Annotated in this window: 26 protein-coding genes; 23 read left to right on the top strand and 3 right to left on the bottom strand. The window is 64.9% G+C overall.

What is annotated here, in order from left to right; translation table 11 throughout:
* The first annotated feature begins 8 nt into the window (after positions 1 to 8).
* From rpsN to ABIB99_RS35095, 15 genes are all read left to right on the top strand, one after another.
* Complete coding sequence (gene rpsN, locus ABIB99_RS35165) at positions 9 to 314, top strand: 30S ribosomal protein S14 (RefSeq protein WP_063982585.1); 306 nt, start codon at positions 9 to 11, stop codon at positions 312 to 314.
* Between the two features lie 14 nt (positions 315 to 328).
* On the top strand, positions 329 to 727 hold the full coding sequence (rpsH, locus tag ABIB99_RS35160; RefSeq protein WP_008136338.1) for a 30S ribosomal protein S8: 399 nt from the start codon (positions 329 to 331) through the stop codon (positions 725 to 727).
* Positions 728 to 743: 16 nt separating this feature from the next.
* Positions 744 to 1,277, top strand: a complete 534-nt coding sequence (rplF, locus tag ABIB99_RS35155; RefSeq protein ID WP_063982587.1) for a 50S ribosomal protein L6 — start codon at positions 744 to 746, stop codon at positions 1,275 to 1,277.
* Positions 1,278 to 1,288: 11 nt separating this feature from the next.
* Entirely contained in the window at positions 1,289 to 1,651 is a 363-nt protein-coding gene (rplR, locus tag ABIB99_RS35150) for a 50S ribosomal protein L18 (protein ID WP_007603036.1), read from the top strand.
* Positions 1,652 to 1,695: 44 nt separating this feature from the next.
* A complete protein-coding gene (rpsE, locus tag ABIB99_RS35145) occupies positions 1,696 to 2,286 on the top strand; it encodes a 30S ribosomal protein S5 (protein WP_354180079.1) in 591 nt (196 codons plus the stop codon).
* 25 nt (positions 2,287 to 2,311) lie between these two features.
* Positions 2,312 to 2,506, top strand: a complete 195-nt coding sequence (gene rpmD / locus ABIB99_RS35140) for a 50S ribosomal protein L30 (protein WP_011088137.1) — start codon at positions 2,312 to 2,314, stop codon at positions 2,504 to 2,506.
* Positions 2,507 to 2,581: 75 nt separating this feature from the next.
* Positions 2,582 to 3,067, top strand: a complete 486-nt coding sequence (rplO, locus tag ABIB99_RS35135; protein WP_014494508.1) for a 50S ribosomal protein L15 — start codon at positions 2,582 to 2,584, stop codon at positions 3,065 to 3,067.
* Positions 3,068 to 3,215: 148 nt separating this feature from the next.
* Positions 3,216 to 4,547: a preprotein translocase subunit SecY gene (gene secY, locus ABIB99_RS35130; protein ID WP_071912844.1), complete on the top strand. Its 1,332-nt coding sequence runs from the start codon at positions 3,216 to 3,218 to the stop codon at positions 4,545 to 4,547.
* A gap of 276 nt (positions 4,548 to 4,823) precedes the next feature.
* Positions 4,824 to 5,705 (top strand): adenylate kinase, encoded by an 882-nt coding sequence (locus ABIB99_RS35125; protein ID WP_354180075.1) that lies wholly within the window; start codon positions 4,824 to 4,826, stop codon positions 5,703 to 5,705.
* Positions 5,706 to 5,892: 187 nt separating this feature from the next.
* Entirely contained in the window at positions 5,893 to 6,261 is a 369-nt protein-coding gene (gene rpsM, locus ABIB99_RS35120) for a 30S ribosomal protein S13 (protein WP_014494511.1), read from the top strand.
* A 121-nt stretch (positions 6,262 to 6,382) separates the two neighbouring features.
* On the top strand, positions 6,383 to 6,772 hold the full coding sequence (gene rpsK, locus ABIB99_RS35115) for a 30S ribosomal protein S11 (protein WP_007603045.1): 390 nt from the start codon (positions 6,383 to 6,385) through the stop codon (positions 6,770 to 6,772).
* Positions 6,773 to 6,884: 112 nt separating this feature from the next.
* Positions 6,885 to 7,916 carry a DNA-directed RNA polymerase subunit alpha gene (locus ABIB99_RS35110; protein WP_038942308.1) on the top strand — a complete coding sequence of 344 codons (1,032 nt, stop codon included), beginning with the start codon at positions 6,885 to 6,887 and terminating at the stop codon, positions 7,914 to 7,916.
* A 163-nt stretch (positions 7,917 to 8,079) separates the two neighbouring features.
* On the top strand, positions 8,080 to 8,496 hold the full coding sequence (gene rplQ, locus ABIB99_RS35105; protein WP_014494513.1) for a 50S ribosomal protein L17: 417 nt from the start codon (positions 8,080 to 8,082) through the stop codon (positions 8,494 to 8,496).
* A 120-nt stretch (positions 8,497 to 8,616) separates the two neighbouring features.
* Positions 8,617 to 9,456, top strand: a complete 840-nt coding sequence (locus tag ABIB99_RS35100) for a c-type cytochrome (protein ID WP_354180072.1) — start codon at positions 8,617 to 8,619, stop codon at positions 9,454 to 9,456.
* A gap of 210 nt (positions 9,457 to 9,666) precedes the next feature.
* Positions 9,667 to 10,455, top strand: coding sequence for an SDR family NAD(P)-dependent oxidoreductase (locus tag ABIB99_RS35095; protein WP_135214972.1), 789 nt, complete (start codon positions 9,667 to 9,669; stop codon positions 10,453 to 10,455).
* Between the two features lie 187 nt (positions 10,456 to 10,642).
* Here ABIB99_RS35095 and ABIB99_RS35090 read toward each other — a convergent pair whose 3' ends face one another.
* Positions 10,643 to 11,656, bottom strand: coding sequence for a zinc-binding alcohol dehydrogenase family protein (locus ABIB99_RS35090; RefSeq protein ID WP_247301704.1), 1,014 nt, complete (start codon positions 11,654 to 11,656; stop codon positions 10,643 to 10,645).
* 133 nt (positions 11,657 to 11,789) lie between these two features.
* Between ABIB99_RS35090 and ABIB99_RS35085 the strand changes: the two genes are divergently transcribed.
* A complete protein-coding gene (locus ABIB99_RS35085; protein ID WP_041959361.1) occupies positions 11,790 to 12,173 on the top strand; it encodes a winged helix-turn-helix transcriptional regulator in 384 nt (127 codons plus the stop codon).
* A 41-nt stretch (positions 12,174 to 12,214) separates the two neighbouring features.
* Here ABIB99_RS35085 and ABIB99_RS35080 read toward each other — a convergent pair whose 3' ends face one another.
* Positions 12,215 to 13,846, bottom strand: coding sequence for an OprO/OprP family phosphate-selective porin (locus ABIB99_RS35080; protein WP_354180069.1), 1,632 nt, complete (start codon positions 13,844 to 13,846; stop codon positions 12,215 to 12,217).
* Positions 13,847 to 14,159: 313 nt separating this feature from the next.
* Between ABIB99_RS35080 and ABIB99_RS35075 the strand changes: the two genes are divergently transcribed.
* From ABIB99_RS35075 to ABIB99_RS35065, 3 genes are read left to right on the top strand one after another with little or no spacing between them, the layout of a single operon-like run.
* Complete coding sequence (locus ABIB99_RS35075; RefSeq protein ID WP_208087423.1) at positions 14,160 to 15,566, top strand: DegQ family serine endoprotease; 1,407 nt, start codon at positions 14,160 to 14,162, stop codon at positions 15,564 to 15,566.
* Entirely contained in the window at positions 15,563 to 16,900 is a 1,338-nt protein-coding gene (locus ABIB99_RS35070; RefSeq protein WP_028151184.1) for a replication-associated recombination protein A, read from the top strand. Before ABIB99_RS35075 ends, ABIB99_RS35070 begins: the two co-directional genes overlap by 4 nt.
* Positions 16,901 to 16,952: 52 nt before the next feature.
* Positions 16,953 to 18,167 (top strand): RluA family pseudouridine synthase, encoded by a 1,215-nt coding sequence (locus tag ABIB99_RS35065; RefSeq protein WP_354180066.1) that lies wholly within the window; start codon positions 16,953 to 16,955, stop codon positions 18,165 to 18,167.
* 137 nt (positions 18,168 to 18,304) lie between these two features.
* Here ABIB99_RS35065 and ABIB99_RS35060 read toward each other — a convergent pair whose 3' ends face one another.
* Positions 18,305 to 18,751 carry a hypothetical protein gene (locus ABIB99_RS35060; RefSeq protein WP_283016846.1) on the bottom strand — a complete coding sequence of 149 codons (447 nt, stop codon included), beginning with the start codon at positions 18,749 to 18,751 and terminating at the stop codon, positions 18,305 to 18,307.
* Between the two features lie 75 nt (positions 18,752 to 18,826).
* Here ABIB99_RS35060 and ABIB99_RS35055 point away from each other — a divergent pair, with 75 nt between their 5' ends.
* The 4 genes from ABIB99_RS35055 to ABIB99_RS35040 all read left to right on the top strand — a co-directional run bounded on the left by ABIB99_RS35055 (position 18,827) and on the right by ABIB99_RS35040 (position 22,476).
* Positions 18,827 to 19,621, top strand: coding sequence for an ATP12 family chaperone protein (locus ABIB99_RS35055; RefSeq protein WP_354099942.1), 795 nt, complete (start codon positions 18,827 to 18,829; stop codon positions 19,619 to 19,621).
* Between the two features lie 56 nt (positions 19,622 to 19,677).
* A complete protein-coding gene (gene fliK, locus ABIB99_RS35050) occupies positions 19,678 to 21,270 on the top strand; it encodes a flagellar hook-length control protein FliK (RefSeq protein ID WP_354180063.1) in 1,593 nt (530 codons plus the stop codon).
* Complete coding sequence (locus tag ABIB99_RS35045) at positions 21,267 to 21,530, top strand: EscU/YscU/HrcU family type III secretion system export apparatus switch protein (protein WP_028151179.1); 264 nt, start codon at positions 21,267 to 21,269, stop codon at positions 21,528 to 21,530. Before fliK ends, ABIB99_RS35045 begins: the two co-directional genes overlap by 4 nt.
* 88 nt (positions 21,531 to 21,618) lie before the next feature.
* Positions 21,619 to 22,476 carry a penicillin-binding transpeptidase domain-containing protein gene (locus ABIB99_RS35040; RefSeq protein ID WP_502917534.1) on the top strand — a complete coding sequence of 286 codons (858 nt, stop codon included), beginning with the start codon at positions 21,619 to 21,621 and terminating at the stop codon, positions 22,474 to 22,476.
* Positions 22,477 to 22,495 lie beyond the last annotated feature (19 nt).

The following is a 22,495-nucleotide window of genomic DNA, read 5'->3' as shown; positions in this document are numbered from 1 at the left end:
AGCCAAGCATGGCAAAGAAGAGTTCAGTCGAGAAGAACAACCGGCGCAAGCGGATGGCGAAGAACGCCGCCCCGAAGCGCGAGCGGTTGAAGGCGATCATCGCCGACAAGACGCTGCCGATGGAGGAGCGGTTCGCCGCCACCCTGAAGCTTGCGGAAATGCCGCGCAACTCGTCGGCGACCCGCATCCGTCTGCGTTGCGAGCTGTCGGGCCGTTCGCGCTCGAACTACCGCAAGACCAAACTGTCTCGCATCGCGATGCGCGACCTTGGCTCCAAGGGCATGGTCCCGGGCCTCGTGAAGTCCAGCTGGTAAGGAGGGTCGTTTAGATGTCTACGCACGATCCAATCAGCGATCTGATCACCCGTATCCGCAACGCGCAGATGCGCTCCAAGAGCAAGGTCTCCACGCCTGGCTCGAAGATGCGCGAGAACGTGCTCGAGGTCCTCAAGACCGAAGGCTACATCCGCGGTTACGCCACGCTCGAGCATTCCTCGGGCCGCAGCGAGATCGAGATCGAGCTGAAGTATTTCGACGGCGAGCCCGTCATCCGCGAGATCGAACGAGTCTCCAAGCCCGGGCGTCGTGTTTACGCCTCGGTGAAGGCTCTGCCGCGGGTCAACAACGGGCTCGGCATTTCGGTGTTGTCGACGCCGAAGGGGATCATGGCCGACCACAGCGCGCGCGAAGCGAATGTGGGCGGCGAAGTTCTCTTCACGGTGTTCTGAGAAGGATTGTTGATCCATGTCACGTGTTGGCAAAAGGCCTGTGGCGGTTCCGTCGGGTGTGACCGCGACCGTCGACGGGCAGACCGTCAAGATGAAGGGGCCCAAGGGCCAGCTTCAGTTCGTCGTCCATAACGACGTCGAGGTGAAGCTCGAGAACGGCCAGGTCAAGGTGAACCCGCGGGTCGAGACCAACCGCGCGCGGGCGCTGTACGGTACCGCTCGCGCCCAGGTCGCGAATCTGGTCGAAGGCGTCACCAAGGGCTTTGAGAAGAAGCTCGAAATCACCGGCGTCGGTTACCGCGCCGCGATGCAGGGCAAGAACCTGCAGCTCGCGCTCGGTTACAGCCACGACGTGGTCTACGCGATCCCGGAAGGGATCACGATCACCGTGCCGAAGCCGACTGAGATCACGGTGACCGGCAGCGACATCCAGCGTGTCGGCCAGGTCGCCGCCGAGATTCGCTCCTATCGTCCGCCGGAGCCCTACAAGGGCAAGGGCGTGAAGTATGTTGGCGAATTCATCTTCCGCAAGGAAGGCAAGAAGAAGTAACGGAGCCGGTCATGTCCAAAGCCAAGGTTACCAATGCCCGGCGCAAGCGGAGTGTGCGGCTGAAGCTGCGCCGCTCCGGTGGCGGTCGTCCGCGTCTGTCGGTGTTTCGCTCGTCCAAGCACATCTACGCCCAGGTCATCGACGACCTGAAGGGCGAGACGCTGGCCTCTGCCTCGTCGCTCGAGAAGTCGATGCGCGACGGCGGCAAGACCGGCGCCGACATCGATGCGGCGAAGGCGGTCGGCAAGCTGCTGGCCGAGCGCGCCGCCGAGAAGGGCGTCAAGGAAGTCGTGTTCGATCGCGGCAGCTACCTCTACCACGGGCGCGTCAAGGCACTGGCCGACGCTGCGCGTGAGAGCGGGCTGAGCTTCTAACAGAATTTGAGGATTGAGGCGCAAGCCTCTGAAGGATTGGAAAAATGGCAGAACGCGAACAACGTGGTGGACGCGATCAACGCGGCGGCGGCGGACGTGAACGCCGGGAGGAGCGCGACAGCGAGTTCGTCGACAAGCTCGTCCACATCAATCGCGTGGCAAAGGTCGTCAAGGGCGGCAAGCGCTTCGGTTTCGCAGCGCTGGTCGTGATCGGCGACCAGAAGGGCCGCGCCGGCTTCGGTCACGGCAAGGCGCGCGAAGTGCCTGAGGCGATCCGCAAGGCGACTGAATCCGCCAAGCGCAACCTGACCCGCGTGTCGCTGCGCGAGGGCCGTACGCTGCATCACGACATCGCCGGCCGTCATGGCGCGGGCCGTGTCTACCTGCGTGCTGCTCCGGCCGGTACCGGCATCATCGCCGGCGGCCCGATGCGCGCCGTGTTCGAGACGCTCGGCATCCAGGACGTGGTCGCGAAGTCGATCGGCTCGTCGAACCCCTACAACATGGTTCGCGCAACCTTCGACGCGCTGAAGCATCAGGATTCGCCGCGTTCGGTCGCAGCCCGCCGCAATATCAAGGTGTCCACCCTCCAGTCCCGCCGTATCGGCGGTGACGCCGAGGCGGCTGCCGACTAACGGAAGCTTTTCGGAGTAGACTCCCATGGCCAAGGCAGCAAAGACGATCAAGCTCGAGCAGACCGGCAGCGCGATCCGCCGCCATCACTCGCAGCGTTCGACGCTGATCGGACTCAAGCTCAACAAGATCGGCCGCACCAGCGAACTGCCGGACACCCCGGCGGTTCGTGGCATGATCGAGAAGGTTCACCATCTCGTTCGCATCGTCGACGAGAAGTAAGCAAAGGCGCAGGATCCCGAAAAGCGGGCACCCGTTTTCGGTGAAGATCATGCGCAAGAAACAAGGAGCAGGGCGATGAAGCTCAGCGATATCGCCGACAACGCCGGCTCGCGCAAGAAGCGTATGCGCGTCGGCCGTGGCATTGGTTCGGGCAAAGGCAAGCAGTCCGGCCGCGGTGGCAAGGGCCAGACCGCGCGTTCGGGCGTGCGCATCAAGGGTTTCGAAGGCGGCCAGATGCCGATGCATCGCCGTCTGCCGAAGCGCGGCTTCAACAACATCTTCCGCGTCGAGTTCGCCGAGATCAATCTCGACCGGCTCCAGGAAGCGGTCGATGCCAAGAAGATCGACGCCGGCAGCGTCGTGAACGTCGAGGCCCTGGTGAAGGGCGGCGTGCTGCGCCGCGCCAAGGCCGGCGTGCGGCTGCTCGGCCGCGGCGAGCTCAAGTCCAAGCTCAACATCGAAGTGCACGGCGCCACGAAGACCGCGATCGCCGCGGTCGAGAAGGCCGGCGGCTCGGTGAAGATCCTCGCCCCTGCCAAGGAAGAAGGCGAGGCGGCGTAACAACTGCGTCATTGGCCCGCGGCTCGCGGGCCTTTACGCGTGTGGGACGTGGACTTATCGAAGCCGAGCCCCAGATAATGTCCGGCGTCCGCTAGAGTAGCCCGGCCGCGGGCATGACGGCGCAATAGGCGGCGGGAGAAAGTCCAAGATGGCCTCTGCAGCGGAACAACTGGCAGCCAATCTCAATTTCGGTGCGTTTGCCAAGGCTGACGAACTGAAGAAGCGCATCTGGTTCACCTTGGGTGCGCTGCTCGTTTATCGGCTCGGGACCTATATCCCGCTGCCCGGCATCGATCCCAACATCTGGGAACAGGTGTTCCGCTCCCAGGCGGGCGGCATCCTCGGCATGTTCAACATGTTCGCCGGCGGCGGTATCCACCGCATGGCGATCTTCGCGCTGAACATCATGCCGTATATCTCGGCCTCGATCATCATCCAGCTCCTCACCACCGTCTCGCCGCAGCTCGAGGCGCTGAAGAAGGAAGGTGAGTCCGGCCGCAAGCTGTTGAACCAGTACACCCGCTATCTCACCGTGATCCTGGCCGCGTTCCAGTCCTATGGCATCGCGGTGGGCCTCGAAGGCGCCGGCAACGTGGTCAGCGACCCCGGCATGTTCTTCCGCCTGTCCACGGCGATCACGCTGACCGGTGGCACCATGTTCCTGATGTGGCTGGGTGAGCAGATCACCTCGCGCGGCATCGGCAACGGCATCTCGCTGATCATTCTCGCCGGCATCGTCGCCGAGCTGCCCGCGGCGCTCGCCAACATGCTCGAGCTCGGCCGTCAGGGCGCGATGTCGACCGGCCTCATCCTGGTCGTCATCATCATGGCGGTCGCCGTGATCGCCTTCATCGTGTTCATGGAGCGCGCCCAGCGCCGGCTGCTGATCCAGTATCCGAAGCGCCAGGTCGGCAACAAGATGTTCGAGGGCCAGTCCTCGCATCTGCCGCTCAAGCTCAACACCTCGGGCGTGATCCCGCCGATCTTCGCGTCCTCGCTGCTGCTGCTGCCGACCACGGTTGCCAACTTCAACGCCGGCAGCGGGCCGGAATGGTTCCAGTGGATCACGACCCAGCTCGGCCACGGCCGTCCGCTGTTCCTGATCATGTATCTCGCGCTGATCGTGTTCTTCGCGTTCTTCTACACCGCGATCGTGTTCAACCCGACCGAGACCGCGGACAATCTGAAGAAGCATGGTGGCTTCATTCCGGGCATCCGTCCGGGCGAGCGCACCGCGGAATATATCGACTACGTGCTGTCGCGCATCACCGTGCTCGGCGCTGTTTATCTGGCGATCGTCTGCTTGATCCCGGAAATCCTGATCTCCTACGCCTCGGTGCCGTTCTACTTCGGCGGCACTTCGCTGCTGATCGTCGTCAGCGTCACCATGGACACGGTGGCGCAGGTGCAGGGCTATCTGCTGGCGCATCAGTATGAGGGCTTGATCCGGAAGTCGAAGCTGCGCGGCCGCCGCCGCTAGGCGCGGCGTTCCCCGAGGGCGGCGCGACAGCGCCGCCGATTCGCCGCGCGAGCAACGCGCGGCGCCCGCCGAGGCGACCAGTCAGCCATTCCAAGACATCGGCAGAGCTGCTCTCCCTGCGACGCAATCACTGATTTCAAAGGCCTTCTTGGCGTCCTGGCATTTGCTCCCCTATGATATGGGTAGCGGTGCGGCGCCGATTATGATTTGCACTGTCATTGGACTTCAAACACAGGTGCGCGACGTATCGCTCACCAATCCGGGGGGCGTACGCCGATGAGAATTATACTTCTGGGACCGCCGGGGTCGGGCAAGGGGACCCAGGCGCAACTGCTGGTGCAGCGCTATGGCATCGTCCAGCTCTCGACCGGAGAGATGCTGCGCGCGGCCGTTGCGGCGGGAACGCCGGTCGGGCTGAAGGCCAAGGAGATCATGGCCAGCGGCGGCCTCGTGCCCGACGAGATCGTGGTGGGAATCATCTCCGACCGCATCGACCAGCCGGACGCCAAGAACGGTTTCATCCTCGACGGCTTCCCGCGCACCGTGCCGCAGGCCGAGGCGCTGGATGAGCTGCTCAAGCACAAGCATCTCAAGCTCGACGCCGTGGTCGAGCTCCGCGTCAACGAGAGCGCACTCCTGAGCCGCGTCGAGACCCGCGTCGCCCAGATGCGGGAGCGCGGGGAGGAGGTCCGGGTCGACGACACCCCGGAGGTCCTGACCAAGCGACTCGCCAGCTACCGCAGCCAGACGGAACCGCTGATTCACTACTATTCCGAGCGGCGGAAGCTCTCGACCATCGACGGCATGATGGCCATCGACGAGGTCACCCGCGCGATTCATCGCCAGCTCCTGGCCCTCGGGGCGGTCGAACCCAAGACGCACGGCAAGGCCCAAGCGCGCAGCGCGGCCAAGTCGGGGCCCGCCAAAAAGGGTACCAAGAAGGCCAAGGTAGCCAAAAAACCGGCGAAAACCGCCAAAAAGGCTGCCAAATCCGCTAAAAAGGCCGCCAAGAAGGCCGTAAAGGGCGCCAAGAAGGCGGCCAAGAAAACGACCAAGAAAACGGTCAAAAAGGCAGCCAAAACGACCGCCAAGAAGGCTGTCAAAAAAGGTGCCAAAAAGGCCGCAAAAAAGGTCACGAAAAAGCGAGCTAAGCGCTAGCAGCGGTTGACGAAAGCCCCCTGAATCCCCTAATAAGCCCCGCATCCAAGTCGGATAGTTTCAAACGATGCCGGGCCCCAGGAAGACCAGGGGTGGGCGTCGTGTTCGCGTTTGTGAACACCTGCCCGAGAAACCAAGCACTTAAAGCCTGATTCCTGACGAGGGATCGGCAACAGGAGAGAAGGCCGTGGCCCGTATTGCCGGCGTGAACATTCCGACCAACAAGCGCGTGCTGATCGCGCTCCAGTACATCCATGGCATCGGCCAGAAGATCGCTGGTGAGATCCTGGAGAAGGTGAAGATCCCCGAGGATCGTCGCGTCAACCAGCTCAGCGATGCCGAAGTGCTCCAGATCCGCGAAGTGATCGACCGCGACTATCTCGTCGAGGGCGACCTGCGTCGTGAGGTCGGCATCAACATCAAGCGTCTGATGGACCTCGGCTGCTATCGCGGCCTGCGTCATCGTCGTGGCCTGCCGGTGCGCGGTCAGCGTACCCACACCAATGCGCGTACGCGCAAGGGTCCGGCCAAGGCCATCGCCGGCAAGAAGAAGTAAGTTTTCGAATCCAATCGCGGCGTGTGGCGAAAGGGGAGACCCGTTCGCCACGCGCCTTTCGTTCCACAGGTGTAGCCGCTGGCATTACGGCGGCGTTTGAGATCTTCAGGAAAGGTACTCTATGGGCAAGGAAGCCACCCGCGTTCGCCGTCGTGAGCGCAAGAACATCGCCTCCGGCGTCGCGCACGTGAACTCGTCGTTCAACAACACGACCATCACCATCACCGACGCGCAGGGCAACACGATTGCCTGGTCCTCCGCCGGCACGATGGGCTTCAAGGGGTCGCGCAAGTCGACCCCGTACGCCGCGCAGGTTGCCGCCGAGGACGTGTCGAAGAAGGCGCAAGAGCACGGCATGCGCACGCTCGAAGTCGAAGTCGCTGGTCCCGGTTCGGGCCGCGAGTCGGCGCTCCGTGCGCTTCAGGCCGCGGGCTTCACCGTCACCTCGATCCGCGACGTGACCACGATCCCGCACAACGGTTGCCGTCCCCGCAAGCGTCGGCGCGTTTGATACCAAGTTGCGGGCGCATTGGTCGCCCGCAATGACTTTTTGCAAAGCCGCGCGAATGATCCGCGGCCTTTCTCCAACGCCAGTGTCTGCACTAGCAGTTTGACTGGCCTGTATGGGTGAAACAGTGACGATCCAGAAAAATTGGCAAGAACTGATTCGGCCGAACAAGCTCCAGATCCAGCCCGGCAGCGATTCGACCCGTTTCGCAACCATCGTCGCCGAGCCGCTCGAGCGCGGCTTCGGCCAGACGCTCGGCAACGCGCTGCGCCGTATCCTGCTCTCCTCGCTCCAGGGCGCGGCGGTGCAGTCGGTGCACATCGACGGCGTGCTGCACGAGTTCTCCTCGATCGCGGGCGTCCGTGAAGACGTCACCGACATCGTGCTCAACATCAAGGACATCTCGATCAAGATGCAGGGCGAAGGCCCCAAGCGCATGGTCGTGAAGAAGCAGGGCCCGGGCGTCGTCACCGCCGGCGACATCCAGACCGTGGGCGACGTGGTCGTGCTCAACCCGGACCTCCAGATCTGCACGCTCGACGAGGGCGCCGAGATCCGCATGGAGTTCACGGTCGCCACCGGCAAGGGCTACGTGCCCGCCGAGCGCAACCGTCCCGAGGACGCGCCGATCGGACTGATCCCGGTCGACAGCCTGTACTCGCCGGTCCGCAAGGTCTCCTACAAGGTCGAGAACACCCGTGAGGGCCAGATCCTCGACTACGACAAGCTGACCATGACGATCGAGACCAACGGCGCGCTGACGCCGGATGACTCGGTGGCTTATGCCGCCCGCATCCTGCAGGATCAGCTCAACGTGTTCGTCAACTTCGAAGAGCCGCGCAAGGAAGTCGCCCAGGAGATCATCCCGGACCTCGCCTTCAACCCGGCCTTCCTCAAGAAGGTGGACGAGCTCGAGCTGTCGGTTCGTTCGGCCAACTGCTTGAAGAACGACAACATCGTCTACATCGGCGACCTCGTGCAGAAGTCGGAAGCCGAAATGCTCCGCACCCCGAACTTCGGCCGCAAGTCGCTGAACGAGATCAAGGAAGTGCTGGCCCAGATGGGTCTGCATCTCGGCATGGAAGTGCCGGGCTGGCCGCCGGAGAACATCGACGAGCTCGCCAAGCGCTTCGAGGATCACTACTGAGCGCAGCATGATCCCGGAAAAGTGCGACGCGGTTTTCCGATAAGGATCATGCTCAATCAAGAAAGCGAAAGCGCAACGCGCTTTCGCGGGCGAACGCAGGCAGCCCACCTGAGCAACATGTCCGACGAACCGTCGCGGCAGTTTCAAACTAAGGAATAGTTACATGCGTCACGGCAAGGTTCATCGGAAGCTCAACCGCACTGCCGAGCATCGCCGCGCGATGTTCGCCAATATGTGCGCCGCGCTGATCAAGCACGAGCAGATCGTCACCACGCTGCCCAAGGCCAAGGAGCTCCGTCCGATCGTCGAGAAGCTCGTCACGCTCGGCAAGAAGGGCGGCCTGTCCATGCGCCGCCAGGCGATCTCCGAGATGCGCGACAAGGATCAGGTCAAGAAGCTGTTCGACGTGCTGGCGCCCCGCTACAAGGACCGTCAGGGCGGCTACACCCGCATCATCAAGGCCGGCTTCCGCTACGGCGACAACGCCGCGATGGCCGTGATCGAGTTCGTCGACCGCGACGTCGATGCCAAGGGCCAGGACTCCGGTCCGGTGCAGGAGAAGGAAGCCGAGGCGGCGTAAGCCGGCCGGTACCTCAGTTTTCAGAAAGCGGCGCCCCTGGGCGCCGCTTTTTTGTATGGCGCGGCGATATCTCATGCCGTGCATCGTCTGGTGAACGCGATTCCGGCCGGGGGGCTGTCGATGAGGATTGTGCTTGGGATCACGCTGGCGCTGTTGATGTCGCCGGCCTCTGGCGAGACGCTGGTCGAGCGCGGTGCCTATCTCGTCAACAGCGTGATGGTCTGCCACAACTGCCACACGCCGCGCGGACCGCAAGGGCTCGATCTTTCGCGCGCGCTCGCGGGCGGCAGCCAGGTCTTCGATGAGCCCGCCTTCAAGGTCACCGGCTCCAACATCACGCCGGACAAGGACACCGGCATCGGCAACTGGAGCGATGCCGAGCTGAAGCGGTTTCTGGTCAGCGGTCACAGGCCGAACGGGACCAAGGTCGCGCCGATCATGCCGACCGCGTTCTACACGGTGCTCACGGCCCGGGATCTCGATGCGCTTACCGCTTACCTGCGCTCAGTCCCCGCAGTGCGCCACGAAACGCCGGCGCCGGAATACAGGATCGCGCTGAAGCCGGAAACGCCGACCTATGCTGGCAAGCAGGCGACCGAGGCCGAGTTCTCCGACAAGCTCGCGCGCGGCCGCTATCTCCTGACCATCGCCCATTGCCTGGAATGCCACACGCCGGAGGGCCCGTCCGCCGTGCATGATTTCGCGGGTGCGAGCGGCAAGGGTGGCCGCACGTTCAAGGGGCCGTGGGGCGAATCCATCTCCCCCAATATCAGCGCGGATCCCGCGGCCGGCCTGGGCGGCTGGAGCGACGACGAAATCAAACGTGCGATTACGCAAGGCCTCGCGCGCGACGGCCACAAGCTCAAGCCGCCGATGGCCTATGCTGCCTACGCCAGCATGACGGCCCAGGATCTCGATGCCATCGTCGCGTTTCTCAGGACGCTACCGCCGCGGCAATAGTGCCGCAGGGTGGGCAAAGGTGCGCTCTCAGCGCGCCGTGCCCACCATTTCGCTTTCAACTCGTGTCGACAAGATGGGCACGCTTCCGCCTTCGCTCTTCGAGCTACGGCGGACAAGTCGCTTTGTCCCACCCTACGATTTCGCAGTTGTGGCGATTGAAGCGGCGTGCGCTGGACACGATATCCGCTTCAGCAACAATGGAGATGATTCATGAAGATCGACCTTTCCGGAAAGACCGCCCTCGTGACCGGCTCCACCGCCGGCATCGGCCACGCCATCGCAAAAGGTCTCGCTGCGTCCGGCGCGAGCGTGGTCATCAACGGTCGCGGCCAGGACAAGGTCGATGCCGCCGTGCGCAAGCTGGAAGGGGCGGGCCTTAAGGTCCGCGGCATCGCCGCCGACGTCTCGACCGCAGCGGGCTGCAAGGCGCTCGTCTCGGCGCTGCCGGAGGTCGACATCCTCATCAACAACGCCGGCATCTTCGAGCCAAAAGACTTCTTCGAGATCCCTGACGAGGACTGGAGCCGTTTCTTCGAGGTCAATGTGATGAGCGGCGTGCGGCTGTCGCGCGCCTATATGAAGGGCATGCTCAAGCGCAACTGGGGCCGCATCGTCTTCATCTCATCGGAGTCCGGGCTCAACATTCCCGTCGAGATGATCCACTACGGCATGAGCAAGACAGCCCAGCTCTCGGTCGCCCGCGGTCTCGCGCAGCTCACCCGCGGCACCGGCGTTACCGTCAATTCCGTGCTGCCGGGTCCGACCATGTCGGAGGGCGTCGAGACCTTCGTGAAGGATCTCGCCAAGCAGAATGGCCAGTCGGTCGATGAAGCCGCGGCCAATTTCGTCAAGCAGCACCGCCCGAGTTCGCTGATCCAGCGCTTCGCCAGCGTCGACGAAATCGCCAACATGGTGGTCTATGTCGCGTCGAAGGAAGCGTCCGCGACCAACGGTGCGGCGCTGCGCGCGGAAGGCGGCATCGTCAATACGATCGCCTGAGACTGCGCGAAGGCGTGGCACCGGAAGCGTGGCACCGTAGGGTGGGCAAAGCGACTTGTCCGCCGTAGCTCGAAGAGCGAAGGCGGAAGCGTGCCCACCACTTTTGTCGCACCGGTTGCGAGATGGTGGGCACGGCGCGAGCGCGCCTTTGCCCACCCTACGCAGCTTCGCCCTAACGTTGTGACTGCTACCACCCCTCCAGCACGATCTTCCCGCGCGACTTGCCGCTTTCGAGCAGCGCATGCGCGCGCTTGAGGTTGGCCGCGTTGATCGTGCCAAAGGTCTGGTCGAGCGTGGTGCGCAGCACGCCCTTGTCGATGAGGTCGGAGACGTCGTTGAGCAGATGATGCTGCGCGATCATGTCGGGCGTCTGGAAAGAGGAGCGCGTGAACATCGATTCCCAGTGTACCGAGATCGCCTTGCCCTTGAAGGTGCTCACGGCGAACTCCGGGGGATCGTCGATCAGGCCGAACCGACCCTGCGGCGCCATGAACTCGGCGATCGCCTTGTAGTGCTGGTCGGTGAAGGTAAGGCTCGCTACCAGCGCGACCGGCGGCAGCCTCAAGCTCTCGATCTGCTCCTTCATCGGCTTGCCGTGGTCGATCACCGCATGCGCGCCGAGATCGAGGCACCATTTTTGCGACTCCGGCCGCGTCGCCGTCGCGAGCACCGTGAGGCCCGTGAGGCGGCGCGCAAGCTGGATCAGGATCGAGCCGACGCCGCCGGCGCCGCCCGTGATCAGCAGCGTGCGCGGATCGACGCTCTTGCCGGGCACCGCGCCGAGCCGGTCGAACAGCAATTCCCAGGCGGTGATGGAGGTGAGGGGGAGGGCTGCGGCCTGCGCGAACGAGAGCGACTTCGGCTTGACGCCGACGATGCGCTCGTCGACCAGGTGGAATTCGGAATTGGTGCCCTGGCGCAGGATCGAGCCGGCGTAAAACACCTCGTCGCCCGGCTTGAACAGTGTGACGTCCGGACCCACGGCATCGACGATTCCGGCCGCGTCATAGCCAAGAATCTTCGTCTCGCCCTCGGGCGGGGCGGCACGCTTGCGTACCTTATAATCAACCGGGTTGGCCGAGATGGCCTTCACGGCGACGCGGATATCGCGCCCCTTGGGCTCGGGCTTTGCGGTCTCGAAATCGATCAGCGCGTCCTGATCCTCGATCGGAAGCGATTTTTTGTAGCCGACGGCCTTCATGGCTTGTCTCCATCAAATGGCGCGTAGCTTGTGATCTGCGCCTGGCCCGCTAACTGTCCCGCTAGCCCCGATTTGGCAAGTACTGTAAATTCGGGGATATAGTCCCTGTTTGGATACTATTGGGAAAACACGCATGAAGCGGCGAGATTTTACCCGGCGTCCGGGCTGCTCGGTCGAGGCGACGCTGGACCTGATCGACGGCAAGTGGAAGGGCGTGATCCTCTACCATCTCCAGGACGGCACCCAGCGCTTCGGCGAACTGCGTCGCCGGATGCCCGGCATCACCCAGCGCATGCTGACAAAGCAGCTTCGCGCGCTGGAGGAGGACAAGCTCGTCATCCGCAAGGTCTATGCCGAGGTGCCGCCACGCGTGGAGTATTGCCTCTCCGAGCTCGGCGAGAGCCTGCGGCCGGTGATCGACATCCTGAAGGCCTGGGGCGAGAGCCATCAGCAACGGCTGTCCTGCGCGCCGCCGCCCGAAGTGGAGCCGGTCAAGAAGCCGAAGCGCGCAGCGTAACTCTCCGGGAGCGGACCGTGCCGCTCCCGGAAGAGATTGCATCAGAACGCAAACTGCGTGCGCAACGCGACCGCATCGAACTTCGAGCCGGTGTCCGCCGCCGACACCGCCGAGGCCTGCTTCGACACCGTGCCATGCAGATAGTCGAGCATGAAGCGCACATTGCCGTTGACGTACCAGTTGAGCGCCAGCGTGTAGACGGTTTGCCGCCCGCCGGCGATGCCGGCGGCGGTCGCCAACTGATCGTTCAGATCTATGGTCGAGTAGCGACCGGCGATCTCCCAGGCACCCCAGCCGCCGCCGTTGATCGAGAACGGATTGTTCGGCTTGACGCCGCCATAGGCCGCGTTGCTCGGATTGTACTTGCGCGATTCACCGGTCAGGACATAGGCCGCCTGTGCGTAGCCGCCCTGGAATTTGAGGCTCGACGTACCGATGGGCGCCACCGCGGTGTTCGCACCGCGATCGATGTTGAACCAGTAGTATTCGCCCTGGACCCAGAGCGGTCCATAGGTGGCCGCGGCTTCCACGCCATAGACCTGCGCGCCCGACACATTTGCAATCGCACCGGTCGAGATCAGCGTCGTGGGATCGATGCGCAGCTCGGGACGATCGCTGAGCGTGAGCGTTTGCGTGTTCGCGAGCAGATTGCGCGGCGGCTGGATCAGCCATTCCGCGTCGGCGCCGAGATGCACGGAGTAGTCGTTGCCGCTCACGACCTGACCCGCAACGCGGGCGGTCGCGCCGTATTGCTCGCTGGTCCCGGGAGGTGACACGCTCGAGGCCGAGTGAATGGCACCCGAGGTCGGGCCGGTCACGTAAGCGCCGGCCCAGAACACGTCATTGTACCAGCGGGCACCGGCGGCGGAACGGAAGTCGCCGGCGGCGATATTTTGCGCGATGATGCCGACCGAGGCGCGTTCCATGAAGGCAATGTCGTTGGAACTCGTGGATTCATCCAGGGTCCAGGCAAGGTCCATGATGCCGGCTTCGATTGCCATCTTGCCGCCGAACGGCTTCAGCCCCGTGTAGCTCACCCAAGCATTCTCGATGCCGGAGGTGCCTCCGCCCGGCAGGAAGCCGACAGGCGTAGCGCCGGCGGCGCCCGTGCCGCCAAATCCGTCGGACGAGCCCCCGAAATCGTAGATCAGCGCGAAATTCCAGTCTTCGAGGAATTTGCCGACGACACCGATGCGCGCGCGACGCACGTTTTCGCCGCTGTCCAGCTTTTGCGGCACAGTTGCCGCCGTGTTGGGACGATAGTCATAGCCGCCCATATCGTAGTGCACGCGACCGGTGATCGCGACGCAGTTTGCCCCATCGGCGGTGCAGATGGTTGGCCGGTTGTTCGGCATCGTCACGACGGCGCCGGACGCGGGCGCCGGTCCCTTGAGCGGGATCGCCGCGTTAGCATTGGCCACGACCGCCTTCGCCTCCGAGCGCGCTTCGGCCTTGGCCTCTGCCTTTGCTTCGACTTTGGCCTTCGCCGTGGCCGCCGTGTTGGCGGCGGTCTGGCTCTGGAGCTTGTCGAGCTTCTGCTCCAGCATCTTCAATTGCTGCTTCAGCAGAGCGATCTCCTGATCGCTGCTGCTTGCCATTTGGGCCTGGGCCTGCGAGGCCGCCAGCGCACCGGCGAGACCAATCGCGGTGGCTGCAAGTCTTGTCCTGCTCACATCATGACTCCATCGTTTGACGAACTTCCCCAAGTCGCAACGGGAGAGCCTAGGTATGATCGATGACTGCCCCGCGACGCTGCGCCCGGTTGCGCGGTTCCCACTGATGCCAATTCGCCGCAACCGAATCCGCTCGACACCACAATGGTGGATGACGCGCATCATGCCAATCCACCGCCCAGGTAAATTGTCATTTCGCATGCGGGACTTGCAAGGCGGACACACCGGAAAGGCGGCTGAATAATGCCCCCTGGCGCCCTTCTATTGGCGGGCGAACGCGCCTATATTCCGGCGTCTTTTCCGAGAGGTAGGAATGTTTCGATCGACCCGGACCGCCGTCATCACGGCATTGTGCATAGCGTTTTCAGCCCACCTCAATCCGGCCGCCGCGCAGGACCGTCGTGTCCCGTCCTCGCCCGCCGAGCTGCGGCTGTCCTATGCGCCGATCGTGCAGCGGGTGCAGCCGGCCGTCGTCAACGTCTACGCCGCCAAGGTGGTGCAGAACCGCAATCCGCTGCTGGACGACCCGATCTTCCGCCGCTTCTTCGGCGTGCCGGGCCAGCAGCCCGAGCAGATGCAGCGCTCGCTCGGCTCCGGTGTCATCGTCGATGCCTCCGGCCTCGTCGTCACCAACGTCCACGTCATCGAGGGCGCGGACCAGGTGAAAGTATCGCTGTCGGACAAGCGGGAGTTCGAGGCTGAGATCCTGCTGAAGGATCCGCGCACCGATCTCGCCGTGCTGCGCCTGAAGGACACCAAGGAGAAGTTTCCGACCCTCGACTTCACCAATTCCGACGAGCTGCTGGTTGGCGACGTCGTGCTCGCGATCGGCAATCCCTTCGGCGTCGGCCAGACCGTGACCCACGGCATCATCTCGGCGCTCGCGCGCACCCAGGTCGGCATCACCGACTACCAGTTCTTCATCCAGACCGATGCGGCCATCAATCCCGGCAATTCCGGCGGCGCGCTGGTCGACATGAGCGGAAAGCTCGCCGGCATCAACACCGCGATCTATTCGCGCTCCGGCGGCTCGCAAGGCATCGGCTTTGCGATTCCCGCCAACATGGTGCGCGTCGTCGTCGCCTCCGCCAAGAGCGGCGGCAAGGCGGTGAAGCGGCCGTGGTTAGGGGCAAAATTGCAGGCGGTGACGCCCGAGATCGCCGAGAGCCTCGGCCTGCGTTCGCCGACCGGCGCGCTGGTCGCAAGCGTGGTCTCGACCGGCCCCGCGGCCAAGGCCGGCCTGAAATCCTCCGATCTCATCACCGGGATCGACGGCCAGACCGTGGATGATCCCAACGCGTTCGATTACCGTTTCGCCACGCGTCCGCTCGGCGGCACCGCGCAGATCGACGTGCAGCGCGGCGGCAAGCCACTCAAGGTCACGATCTCGCTCGAGACCGCTCCCGACTCCGGCCGCAACGAACTCGTCGTCACCGCGCGCTCGCCGTTCCAGGGCGCGAAGGTCTCGTCCATCACGCCGGCGGTTGCCGACGAGCTGCATCTGGACGCCGACACCGAAGGCGTCGTGATCACCGATCTCGGCGGCGACAGCGCGGCTGCGAGTGTCGGCTTCCAGAAGGGCGACATCATCCTCGCCGTCAACAACCAGAAGATCAGCAAGACCGGCGACCTCGAAAAGGCGGCGGGCGAACGGCCGCGGATCTGGCGCATCACGCTGGTGCGTGGCGGCCAGCAGATCAACGTCACGCTGGGCGGATGAGCCCGAAGCGACCACAGGAGACGCCAACTCTCTTCGCCGCGGCGGGGCTCGACCACGAGGCTCCGCATCCGCTGCCGGACCGGCTGCGCCCGCGCGCGCTGTCGGAGGTCGTTGGCCAGGACCATATCCTCGGTCCCGACGGTGCGCTGACGCGCATGCTGGAGACGCGCACGCTCGGCTCGCTGGTGTTCTGGGGCCCGCCCGGCACCGGCAAGACCACGGTGGCGCGGCTGCTGGCGGATGCGACCGATCTGCATTTCGAGCAGATCTCCGCCGTGTTCTCCGGCGTCGCCGATCTGAAGAAGGCGTTTGACGCCGCGCGCGCCCGCCGCGAGATGGGTAAGGGCACGCTGCTGTTCGTCGACGAGGTGCATCGCTTCAATCGCGCCCAGCAGGATTCGTTTCTGCCCGTTATGGAAGACGGCACCGTCGTGATGGTCGGCGCGACCACCGAAAACCCGTCCTTCGAGCTCAACGCGGCGTTGCTCTCGCGCGCGCGCGTGCTGGTGTTTCGCTCGCTCGATGCCGCCGCGATCGAAAAACTGTTCGCGCATGCCGAGGAGGTCGAGGGCCGCAAGCTGCCGCTCGATGACGAGGCGCGCGCCGTGCTGGTGCGCATGGCCGACGGCGACGGCCGGGCATCGCTGACGCTTGTCGAGGAGGTCTGGCGTTCGGCGCGGGCGGACGAGATTTTCAACGCGGCGCAGTTGCAGGAGATCCTGCAGCGCCGCGCGCCGATCTACGACAAGTCGGCCGACGGTCACTACAACCTGATCTCGGCGCTGCATAAGTCGGTGCGGGGCTCCGACCCCGACGCCGCGCTGTATTACCTCGCGCGCATGCTCGATGCCGGCGAGGACCCGCTGTTCCTGGCCCGCCGCGTCGTACGCATGGCGGTCGAGGACATCGGCCTTGCCGATCCGCAGGCGCTCGTCATTGCCAACGCGGCCAAGGACGCCTTCGACTTCCTCGGCCATCCCGAGGGCGAGCTCGCGATCGCGCAAGCCGTCGTCTATCTCGCCACCGCGCCGAAATCGAATGCCGTCTACACGGCTTTCAAGGCCGCGATGCAGGTCGCAAAACAGGCCGGCTCGCTGCTACCGCCAAAGCACATCCTCAATTCCCCGACCAAGCTGATGAAGTCCGAAGGCTACGGCGCGGCCTACGAATACGACCACGACGCCCCCGACGCCTTCTCCGGCCAGGACTACTTTCCGGAAGCCCTGGGCCGCCAGACCTTCTACGACCCGCCCGAGCGCGGTTTTGAGCGCGAGATCCGCAAGCGGCTGGATTACTGGGCCAAGCTGCGGAAGGAGCGGGGTGGCTCGCGCTAGAAACGGCCATTTCGCCGTGACGGGAGCCGGCTTTTAGGGTACGCAGGCAACCATGAGCCGCCGCATCAAAAGAATGAACCCAAAGCCCCGCTCGCGTGACGAGCGCGACGATTCGCGTCCATTCAAGGCGCGCACTGCGAAGAAGGCGGGACCACGGCTGGGTGGCAAGCCGGGTGCGAAGCCGCCGCGCTTTGCGGCGGAGCGTGCTGAGCGGCGGCCGCCCAAGGCTGCGCCCGAAGCGTCGGCGCCGGCAAAGCCCGTCGAGGCGCTGCTGCCGACCAAGGTGCAGACCGTCAAGGTCACGGCCGACGAGAACAACATGCGCGTCGACCGTTTCCTCGAAGCGCGCTTTCCGGGCCTGTCGTTCTCCCACATCCAGCGCGTCGTCCGCAAAGGCGAGTTGCGGGTCGACGGCAAGCGCGTCGACAGCAAGGACCGCCTGGAGGAGGGCCAGAGCGTCCGCATTCCGCCGCTGAAGCTCGACACGCCGAAGGCGGCCAGCCCACTGTCGGAAGCTGCGCAAAAAACGCTTGCCGCGCTGAAGGAGATGACGATCTACGAGGACGACGACGTTCTCGTGCTGAACAAGCCGTTGGGCCTCGCCGTGCAGGGCGGCTCGGGCATGACACGGCACATCGACCAGATGCTGGAGGTGATGCGTGATTCCAAGGGCCAGAAGCCGCGCCTCGTGCACCGCATCGACCGGGAGACCTCGGGCTGCCTGCTGATCGCCAAGACGCGATTTGCCGCCTCGCATCTGACCGGCGCCTTTCGCTCGCGGTCCGCGCGAAAGACCTATTGGGCGCTGGTGCCGGGTCTGCCGAAGCCGAAGCAGGGCCGCATCTCGACCTTCCTCGCGAAGGAAGAGAGCGAGGACGACACCATCATGCGCATCGCCCAGCATGGCGACGAAGGTGCCAGCCACGCGGTGACGTATTATGCGGTGGTCGAGACCGCCGGCAACAAGCTGACCTGGGTGTCGCTCAAGCCCGTGACCGGCCGCACCCATCAGCTGCGCGCCCACATGGAGCATATCGGCCACCCCATTGTCGGCGATCCCAAATATTTCAACATCGAGAACTGGCAGCTGCCGGGCGGCCTGCAAAACCGGTTGCATCTGCTTGCGCGCCGCATCGTCATTCCGCATCCCCGCGGCGGCGTGATCGACGCCACCGCGCCATTGCCGCCGCACATGCAGCAGTCGTGGAATCTGCTCGGGCTCGATGCGAGCCGGTTTGATCCGATCGAGAACGCGCCGGAAGAGTAGGGATTGGGGCCTCGCTACCAGCCCCGTCATTGCGAGGAGCGAAGCGACGAAGCAATCCAGAATGCTTCTGCGGATACAGTCTGGATTGCTTCGCTGCGCTCGCAATGACGGTGTTGAGGCAGTGGCGACTGGCCCGCTCACTTCCGAAACTGCTCCAGAAACATCCGCAGACTGTCGTGCGGGCTTTCGACATCCGTGATCAGCCAGCCTTCGGGTCCGTTGACCAGGACGAAGTTCAGCGTGACCTTTCGCCCGCGATTGTCGAAATTCGCCGCGACATAGGTCTTGTCGTATTGCCTGCGAACGACCGCGATCGCGACCGGGCCGAGCTTCCAGCTCGGGCTCTGCACCAGGAAGTCGTAGGGCTCGACCCTCGGCGCGCTCCAGGCCTTGCGCAGGCTGGGGTCAAAGAATTGCCGGGCGGAGGCGGCATCGCGCGGCAGGCCATTTGACAGTTCCGGCGCGCCATCGCCGTAATGCGCGTAGACATTGCGGACCAGCGATTCCGGGGTGCGGAAACCGGCGTCCGCCGCGGCCGGCCAGAGCCCGGCGAGAAGGGCCGCAATGCCCGCAAGTTCCCTCATGCCTTGCCGCTCGCTTTATCAGCCGCCGGTCTTGGCTTACAAGCCTAGCATTCAGAGACCGAAGGCCGAAACGAGATGCGCGAATTGTTCGATGAGGTTGCGGGGCGATCCCCGCTCGATCCGCAGGAGGCGGTGCGTCAGGCCGCGCGTACGCCGCAGCGCAAGCGCTTCTACAAGGAGGCGGGCGTGGCCGAGGCCGAGGGCGGTCTCGCCATCACGCTGGACGGCAGGCCGATCCGGACGCCATCGGCCCGGCAGGTGGTGATCCCGTCGCGCGCGCTGGCCGATGCCGTGGCCGCGGAATGGGCGGCCCAGGGCGAGACGATTAATCCCGTGACCATGCCGCTGACGCGGATCGCCAACAGCGTCGTCGAGGGTGTCATCGATCGCGTCGAGCTCGTCAGCGCCGACCTTGCAAAATACTTCGAGACCGACCTGCTGTTCTATCGCGCCGGCCACCCCGAAGGGCTGGTCGCCCGCGAGGCCACGCATTGGGATCCCGTGCTGTTCTGGGCCGCGGAGACGCTTGGCGCGCATTTCATCCTGTCCGAGGGCATCATGCACGTGAAGCAGCCGGACGAGGCCGTTCAGGCCGCCCGCGCCGCGCTCCCCGGTGATCCCTGGTCGATCGCGGCGCTCCATGTGGTCACGACCCTGACCGGTTCGGCGCTGCTGGCGCTGGCGCTCGCCCATGGCGTGCGCGATGCCGGCCAGGTCTGGGCCGCCGCCCATGTCGACGAGGACTGGAACGCCGAGAAATGGGGCGTGGACGAGGAGGCGGCTGCCCGCCGCGCCGCCCGCCTGAAGGATTTTCAGGCCGCAGTGGCGGTTTTGGCGGCCGTGAAGCCGCAAGCGGACAAAGGTCCTTAACGAGAGGTTTACGACGGGGCCTTAGGGTGGGGCCAGCGTTCCCAGGGCCCCTTCAGATGCCGACGCCGATAAGCTCGATCGTTCCGGTCAGTGCCGCCAGCCCCGTGGCTGATGCGGCGACGCCCGATCTTGTGCTCCAGGCCGGCAGCGTCGTGGACGCAAGGGTCGTCAGCGTGATGGCCGACAATCTGGTGCGGATCGCAATCGCCAATCTGTCGATGGATGTGATGTCCGAGGTGTCGCTGACACCGGGGCAAAATCTCCAGCTCGCAGTGTCGCAGAACGACGGCACCATCAGGCTCGCCATCATGAACGGGGCAGGCGAGGCGACTGCCGACCAGATCACGCTGACGCCGCGGGCGGCGTCGCTCCTGGACAGCCCGCCGCTCGCGCCATCTGCGACCACCGCACGCAACACGCTGACGTCGTTGGAGCAGGTCGCCGTCACCGTGGCTTCGGCCGAGGCGGTCACAAAACAGGGCAGCCAGGCCCCGTTGTTCGCCAATCTCGCCTCCGTCGTCACCGGTAGCGATCTGCCGGCGGGACTGAAGCAGGCGGTGCTGGCCGTGCTGGCGCAGCAGACGCCGCTCAACACCGGTCTCGATGGCGGCGATATCGAATCCGCCTTCCAGAAGTCCGGTCTGTTTCTCGAGGCGTCATTGGCCGCAGGCGCAACGCCGTCCTCCGGCGCGATGCCGGACCTGAAGGCCGCGCTGCTGGTGCTGCGCCAGACATTGGCCACGCTCGAGACCGCCGCGCCACAGGCGCAAGGCGCCGCGATCGCTACGGCGGGGACATCGCAGGTCGCCGCCGTGCCGGGTCAGGCTGCATCGCCGTCGACCGAGCTCGATATGGCCCAACAGCCGCAGATGCCGCGCAGCGCCAATCTCGCAGCCGCTGTGCTCGCCGACATCGCCGGCGGCGCTCCGCAGGCCGCGATGCCAAGAACCATGTCCGCCGGCCTTGCCGCGACCCTCCTGCAGGAGGTCACGCAAAACCTGCCGCGCCTGATCGGCAATGTGCCCGGCTCGAACAAGGCCGTGCCCGACGGCCATCTCTTCGAGGCCGCCGCGCGCGCGACACCGCCGCCGTTCCGCGGCGCGCTGCCGGCGCCGCAGGCGATCGCTTTGCCATCGCTCGCGCTGGATACGCCGCTCTCCGCAACGGTGCACCGCCTGCTCGACGACACCGATGCCGCGATCGCGCGTCAAACGCTGCTCCAGGTCGCCTCGCTGCCCGATCGCACTGATGCCTCCGGCCATCGCATCGACCCGGCTGTGCCGCAATGGAATTTCGAGATTCCCTTTGCGACCCCGCAGGGCACCGCGATGGCACAATTCGAGATCTCGCGCGACGGCGGCAATGAGTCCTCTGATCCCGCCAAGCGCGCCTGGCGCGCGCGCTTCACGCTCAATGTCGAGCCGGCCGGCCCCGTGCATGCGCTGATCACGCTCAACGGCGACAAGACTTTTGTGCGGATGTGGGCGGAGCGGCCCGCGACCGCGCAGCAGCTCCGCGCCGGCATCGGCGAGCTGAATCAAGCCCTGACGCGCGCCGAGCTCAAGCCCGGCGACATCTTGGTCCGCGACGGCGCGCCGCCGCAGCCGGCACCGGCCCGCGCCGGCCACTTCCTGGATCGCGCCACATGAGCGATCCATCCAAGCTCGCAATTGCGCTGCACTACGAGAAGGGCAGCAACGCGCCCGTCGTCGTCGCCAAGGGCAAGGGCACGATCGGCGAAAAGATCGTCGAGATCGCCAAGGCCAACGATATCCCGATCGAAGAGAACGAGATCTTGGCCGGCGCGCTGTCCAAGGTTGAGCTCGGCGAGGAGATCCCGCCCGACCTCTACAAGGCCGTCGCCGAAGTGCTGGTGTTCGTGCTGCGGCTGTCGGGCCGGGGGCGGTAGAGCATGATCCGGAAAAGTGTGCAGCGGTTTTCCGACAGGATCGTGCTCAAGAAATAACCTGTCATCGTTTCACCACGATAGCGGCCGCATGGTCGCGGCCATCTTCATTGCTCAACGGATACCGCTCTTGCCGACCCGCCGTTCCACTCTGGGCCTTCTTGCCGCAGCTGCCACCATGCCGTCACGTGCGTTCGCCCACGTCGCGCCGCCGCGCAACGAGATCCGCGACAGCCTGGCAAAGCGCTTCGCCGATCTCGGTACCGCCGGCACCTTCGTCGGCTACAAGGTCGAGGACTATCTGATCGTCGCCAGCGACAAGGACCGTTCCGGCGAAGCAAAGCTGCCGGCCTCGACCTTCAAGATCCCGAACTCGCTGATTGCGCTGGAGACCGGCGTGGTCACCGATCCCGACAAGGACGTGTTCCCCTGGGACGGCGTGAAGCGGCCGATCGAGGCCTGGAACAAGGACCACACGATGCGCAGCGCCATCGCGGTCAGCGCCGTGCCGGTCTATCAGGAGATCGCGCGCCGGATCGGGCAAGAGCGGATGCAAAAGTACGTCGATCTGTTCGACTACGGCAATCGCGATATCGGCGGCGGCATCGACCAGTTCTGGCTCACCGGCAATTTGCGCATCGACCCGGTCGAGCAGATCGATTTCGTCGATCGGCTGCGCCGCCGCGCGCTGCCGATCAGCAAGCGCAGCCAGGACCTCGTCGCCGACATCCTGCCGGTGACCAAGGTCGGCGACAGCGTCATCCGCGCCAAATCCGGCTTGCTCGGCGCCGAGCGCGGCGAGCCGTCGCTCGGCTGGATGGTCGGCTGGGCCGAGAAGGGCGAGGCGCATACCGTGTTCGCGCTCAACATGGACTGCAAGGAGCCGCGTCTCGTCGGCGAGCGCATGCCGTTGACGCAAGCCTGCCTTGCCGAGATCGGCGCGATCTAGCTGGCGCGTACGAACCTGC

It is taken from the genome of Bradyrhizobium sp. LA6.1 (assembly GCF_040547805.1).
Classification (GTDB): Bacteria; Pseudomonadota; Alphaproteobacteria; order Rhizobiales; family Xanthobacteraceae; genus Bradyrhizobium; species Bradyrhizobium barranii.
This window is presented reverse-complemented; position numbering and strand designations above follow the sequence as displayed.

Bases quoted from the DNA above. Each gene is read 5' to 3' on its own strand.
- rplQ (WP_014494513.1), top strand. From the start codon at position 8,080: ATGCGTCACGGCAAGGTTCATCGGAAGCTCAACCGCACTGCCGAGCAT.
- fliK (WP_354180063.1), top strand. From the start codon at position 19,678: ATGCCGACGCCGATAAGCTCGATCGTTCCGGTCAGTGCCGCCAGCCCC.
- ABIB99_RS35075 (WP_208087423.1), top strand. From the start codon at position 14,160: ATGTTTCGATCGACCCGGACCGCCGTCATCACGGCATTGTGCATAGCG.
- ABIB99_RS35040 (WP_502917534.1), top strand. From the start codon at position 21,619: ATGGTCGCGGCCATCTTCATTGCTCAACGGATACCGCTCTTGCCGACC.
- rplO (WP_014494508.1), top strand. From the start codon at position 2,582: ATGAAGCTCAGCGATATCGCCGACAACGCCGGCTCGCGCAAGAAGCGT.
- rpsN (WP_063982585.1), top strand. From the start codon at position 9: ATGGCAAAGAAGAGTTCAGTCGAGAAGAACAACCGGCGCAAGCGGATG.
- rpsK (WP_007603045.1), top strand. From the start codon at position 6,383: ATGGGCAAGGAAGCCACCCGCGTTCGCCGTCGTGAGCGCAAGAACATC.
- ABIB99_RS35110 (WP_038942308.1), top strand. From the start codon at position 6,885: ATGGGTGAAACAGTGACGATCCAGAAAAATTGGCAAGAACTGATTCGG.
- ABIB99_RS35070 (WP_028151184.1), top strand. From the start codon at position 15,563: ATGAGCCCGAAGCGACCACAGGAGACGCCAACTCTCTTCGCCGCGGCG.
- ABIB99_RS35090 (WP_247301704.1), bottom strand. From the start codon at position 11,656: ATGAAGGCCGTCGGCTACAAAAAATCGCTTCCGATCGAGGATCAGGAC.
- rpmD (WP_011088137.1), top strand. From the start codon at position 2,312: ATGGCCAAGGCAGCAAAGACGATCAAGCTCGAGCAGACCGGCAGCGCG.
- ABIB99_RS35055 (WP_354099942.1), top strand. From the start codon at position 18,827: ATGCGCGAATTGTTCGATGAGGTTGCGGGGCGATCCCCGCTCGATCCG.
- ABIB99_RS35060 (WP_283016846.1), bottom strand. From the start codon at position 18,751: ATGAGGGAACTTGCGGGCATTGCGGCCCTTCTCGCCGGGCTCTGGCCG.
- rpsE (WP_354180079.1), top strand. From the start codon at position 1,696: ATGGCAGAACGCGAACAACGTGGTGGACGCGATCAACGCGGCGGCGGC.
- ABIB99_RS35045 (WP_028151179.1), top strand. From the start codon at position 21,267: ATGAGCGATCCATCCAAGCTCGCAATTGCGCTGCACTACGAGAAGGGC.
- rplF (WP_063982587.1), top strand. From the start codon at position 744: ATGTCACGTGTTGGCAAAAGGCCTGTGGCGGTTCCGTCGGGTGTGACC.
- rplR (WP_007603036.1), top strand. From the start codon at position 1,289: ATGTCCAAAGCCAAGGTTACCAATGCCCGGCGCAAGCGGAGTGTGCGG.
- ABIB99_RS35065 (WP_354180066.1), top strand. From the start codon at position 16,953: ATGAGCCGCCGCATCAAAAGAATGAACCCAAAGCCCCGCTCGCGTGAC.
- ABIB99_RS35095 (WP_135214972.1), top strand. From the start codon at position 9,667: ATGAAGATCGACCTTTCCGGAAAGACCGCCCTCGTGACCGGCTCCACC.
- ABIB99_RS35085 (WP_041959361.1), top strand. From the start codon at position 11,790: ATGAAGCGGCGAGATTTTACCCGGCGTCCGGGCTGCTCGGTCGAGGCG.
- ABIB99_RS35125 (WP_354180075.1), top strand. From the start codon at position 4,824: ATGAGAATTATACTTCTGGGACCGCCGGGGTCGGGCAAGGGGACCCAG.
- secY (WP_071912844.1), top strand. From the start codon at position 3,216: ATGGCCTCTGCAGCGGAACAACTGGCAGCCAATCTCAATTTCGGTGCG.
- rpsH (WP_008136338.1), top strand. From the start codon at position 329: ATGTCTACGCACGATCCAATCAGCGATCTGATCACCCGTATCCGCAAC.
- ABIB99_RS35100 (WP_354180072.1), top strand. From the start codon at position 8,617: ATGAGGATTGTGCTTGGGATCACGCTGGCGCTGTTGATGTCGCCGGCC.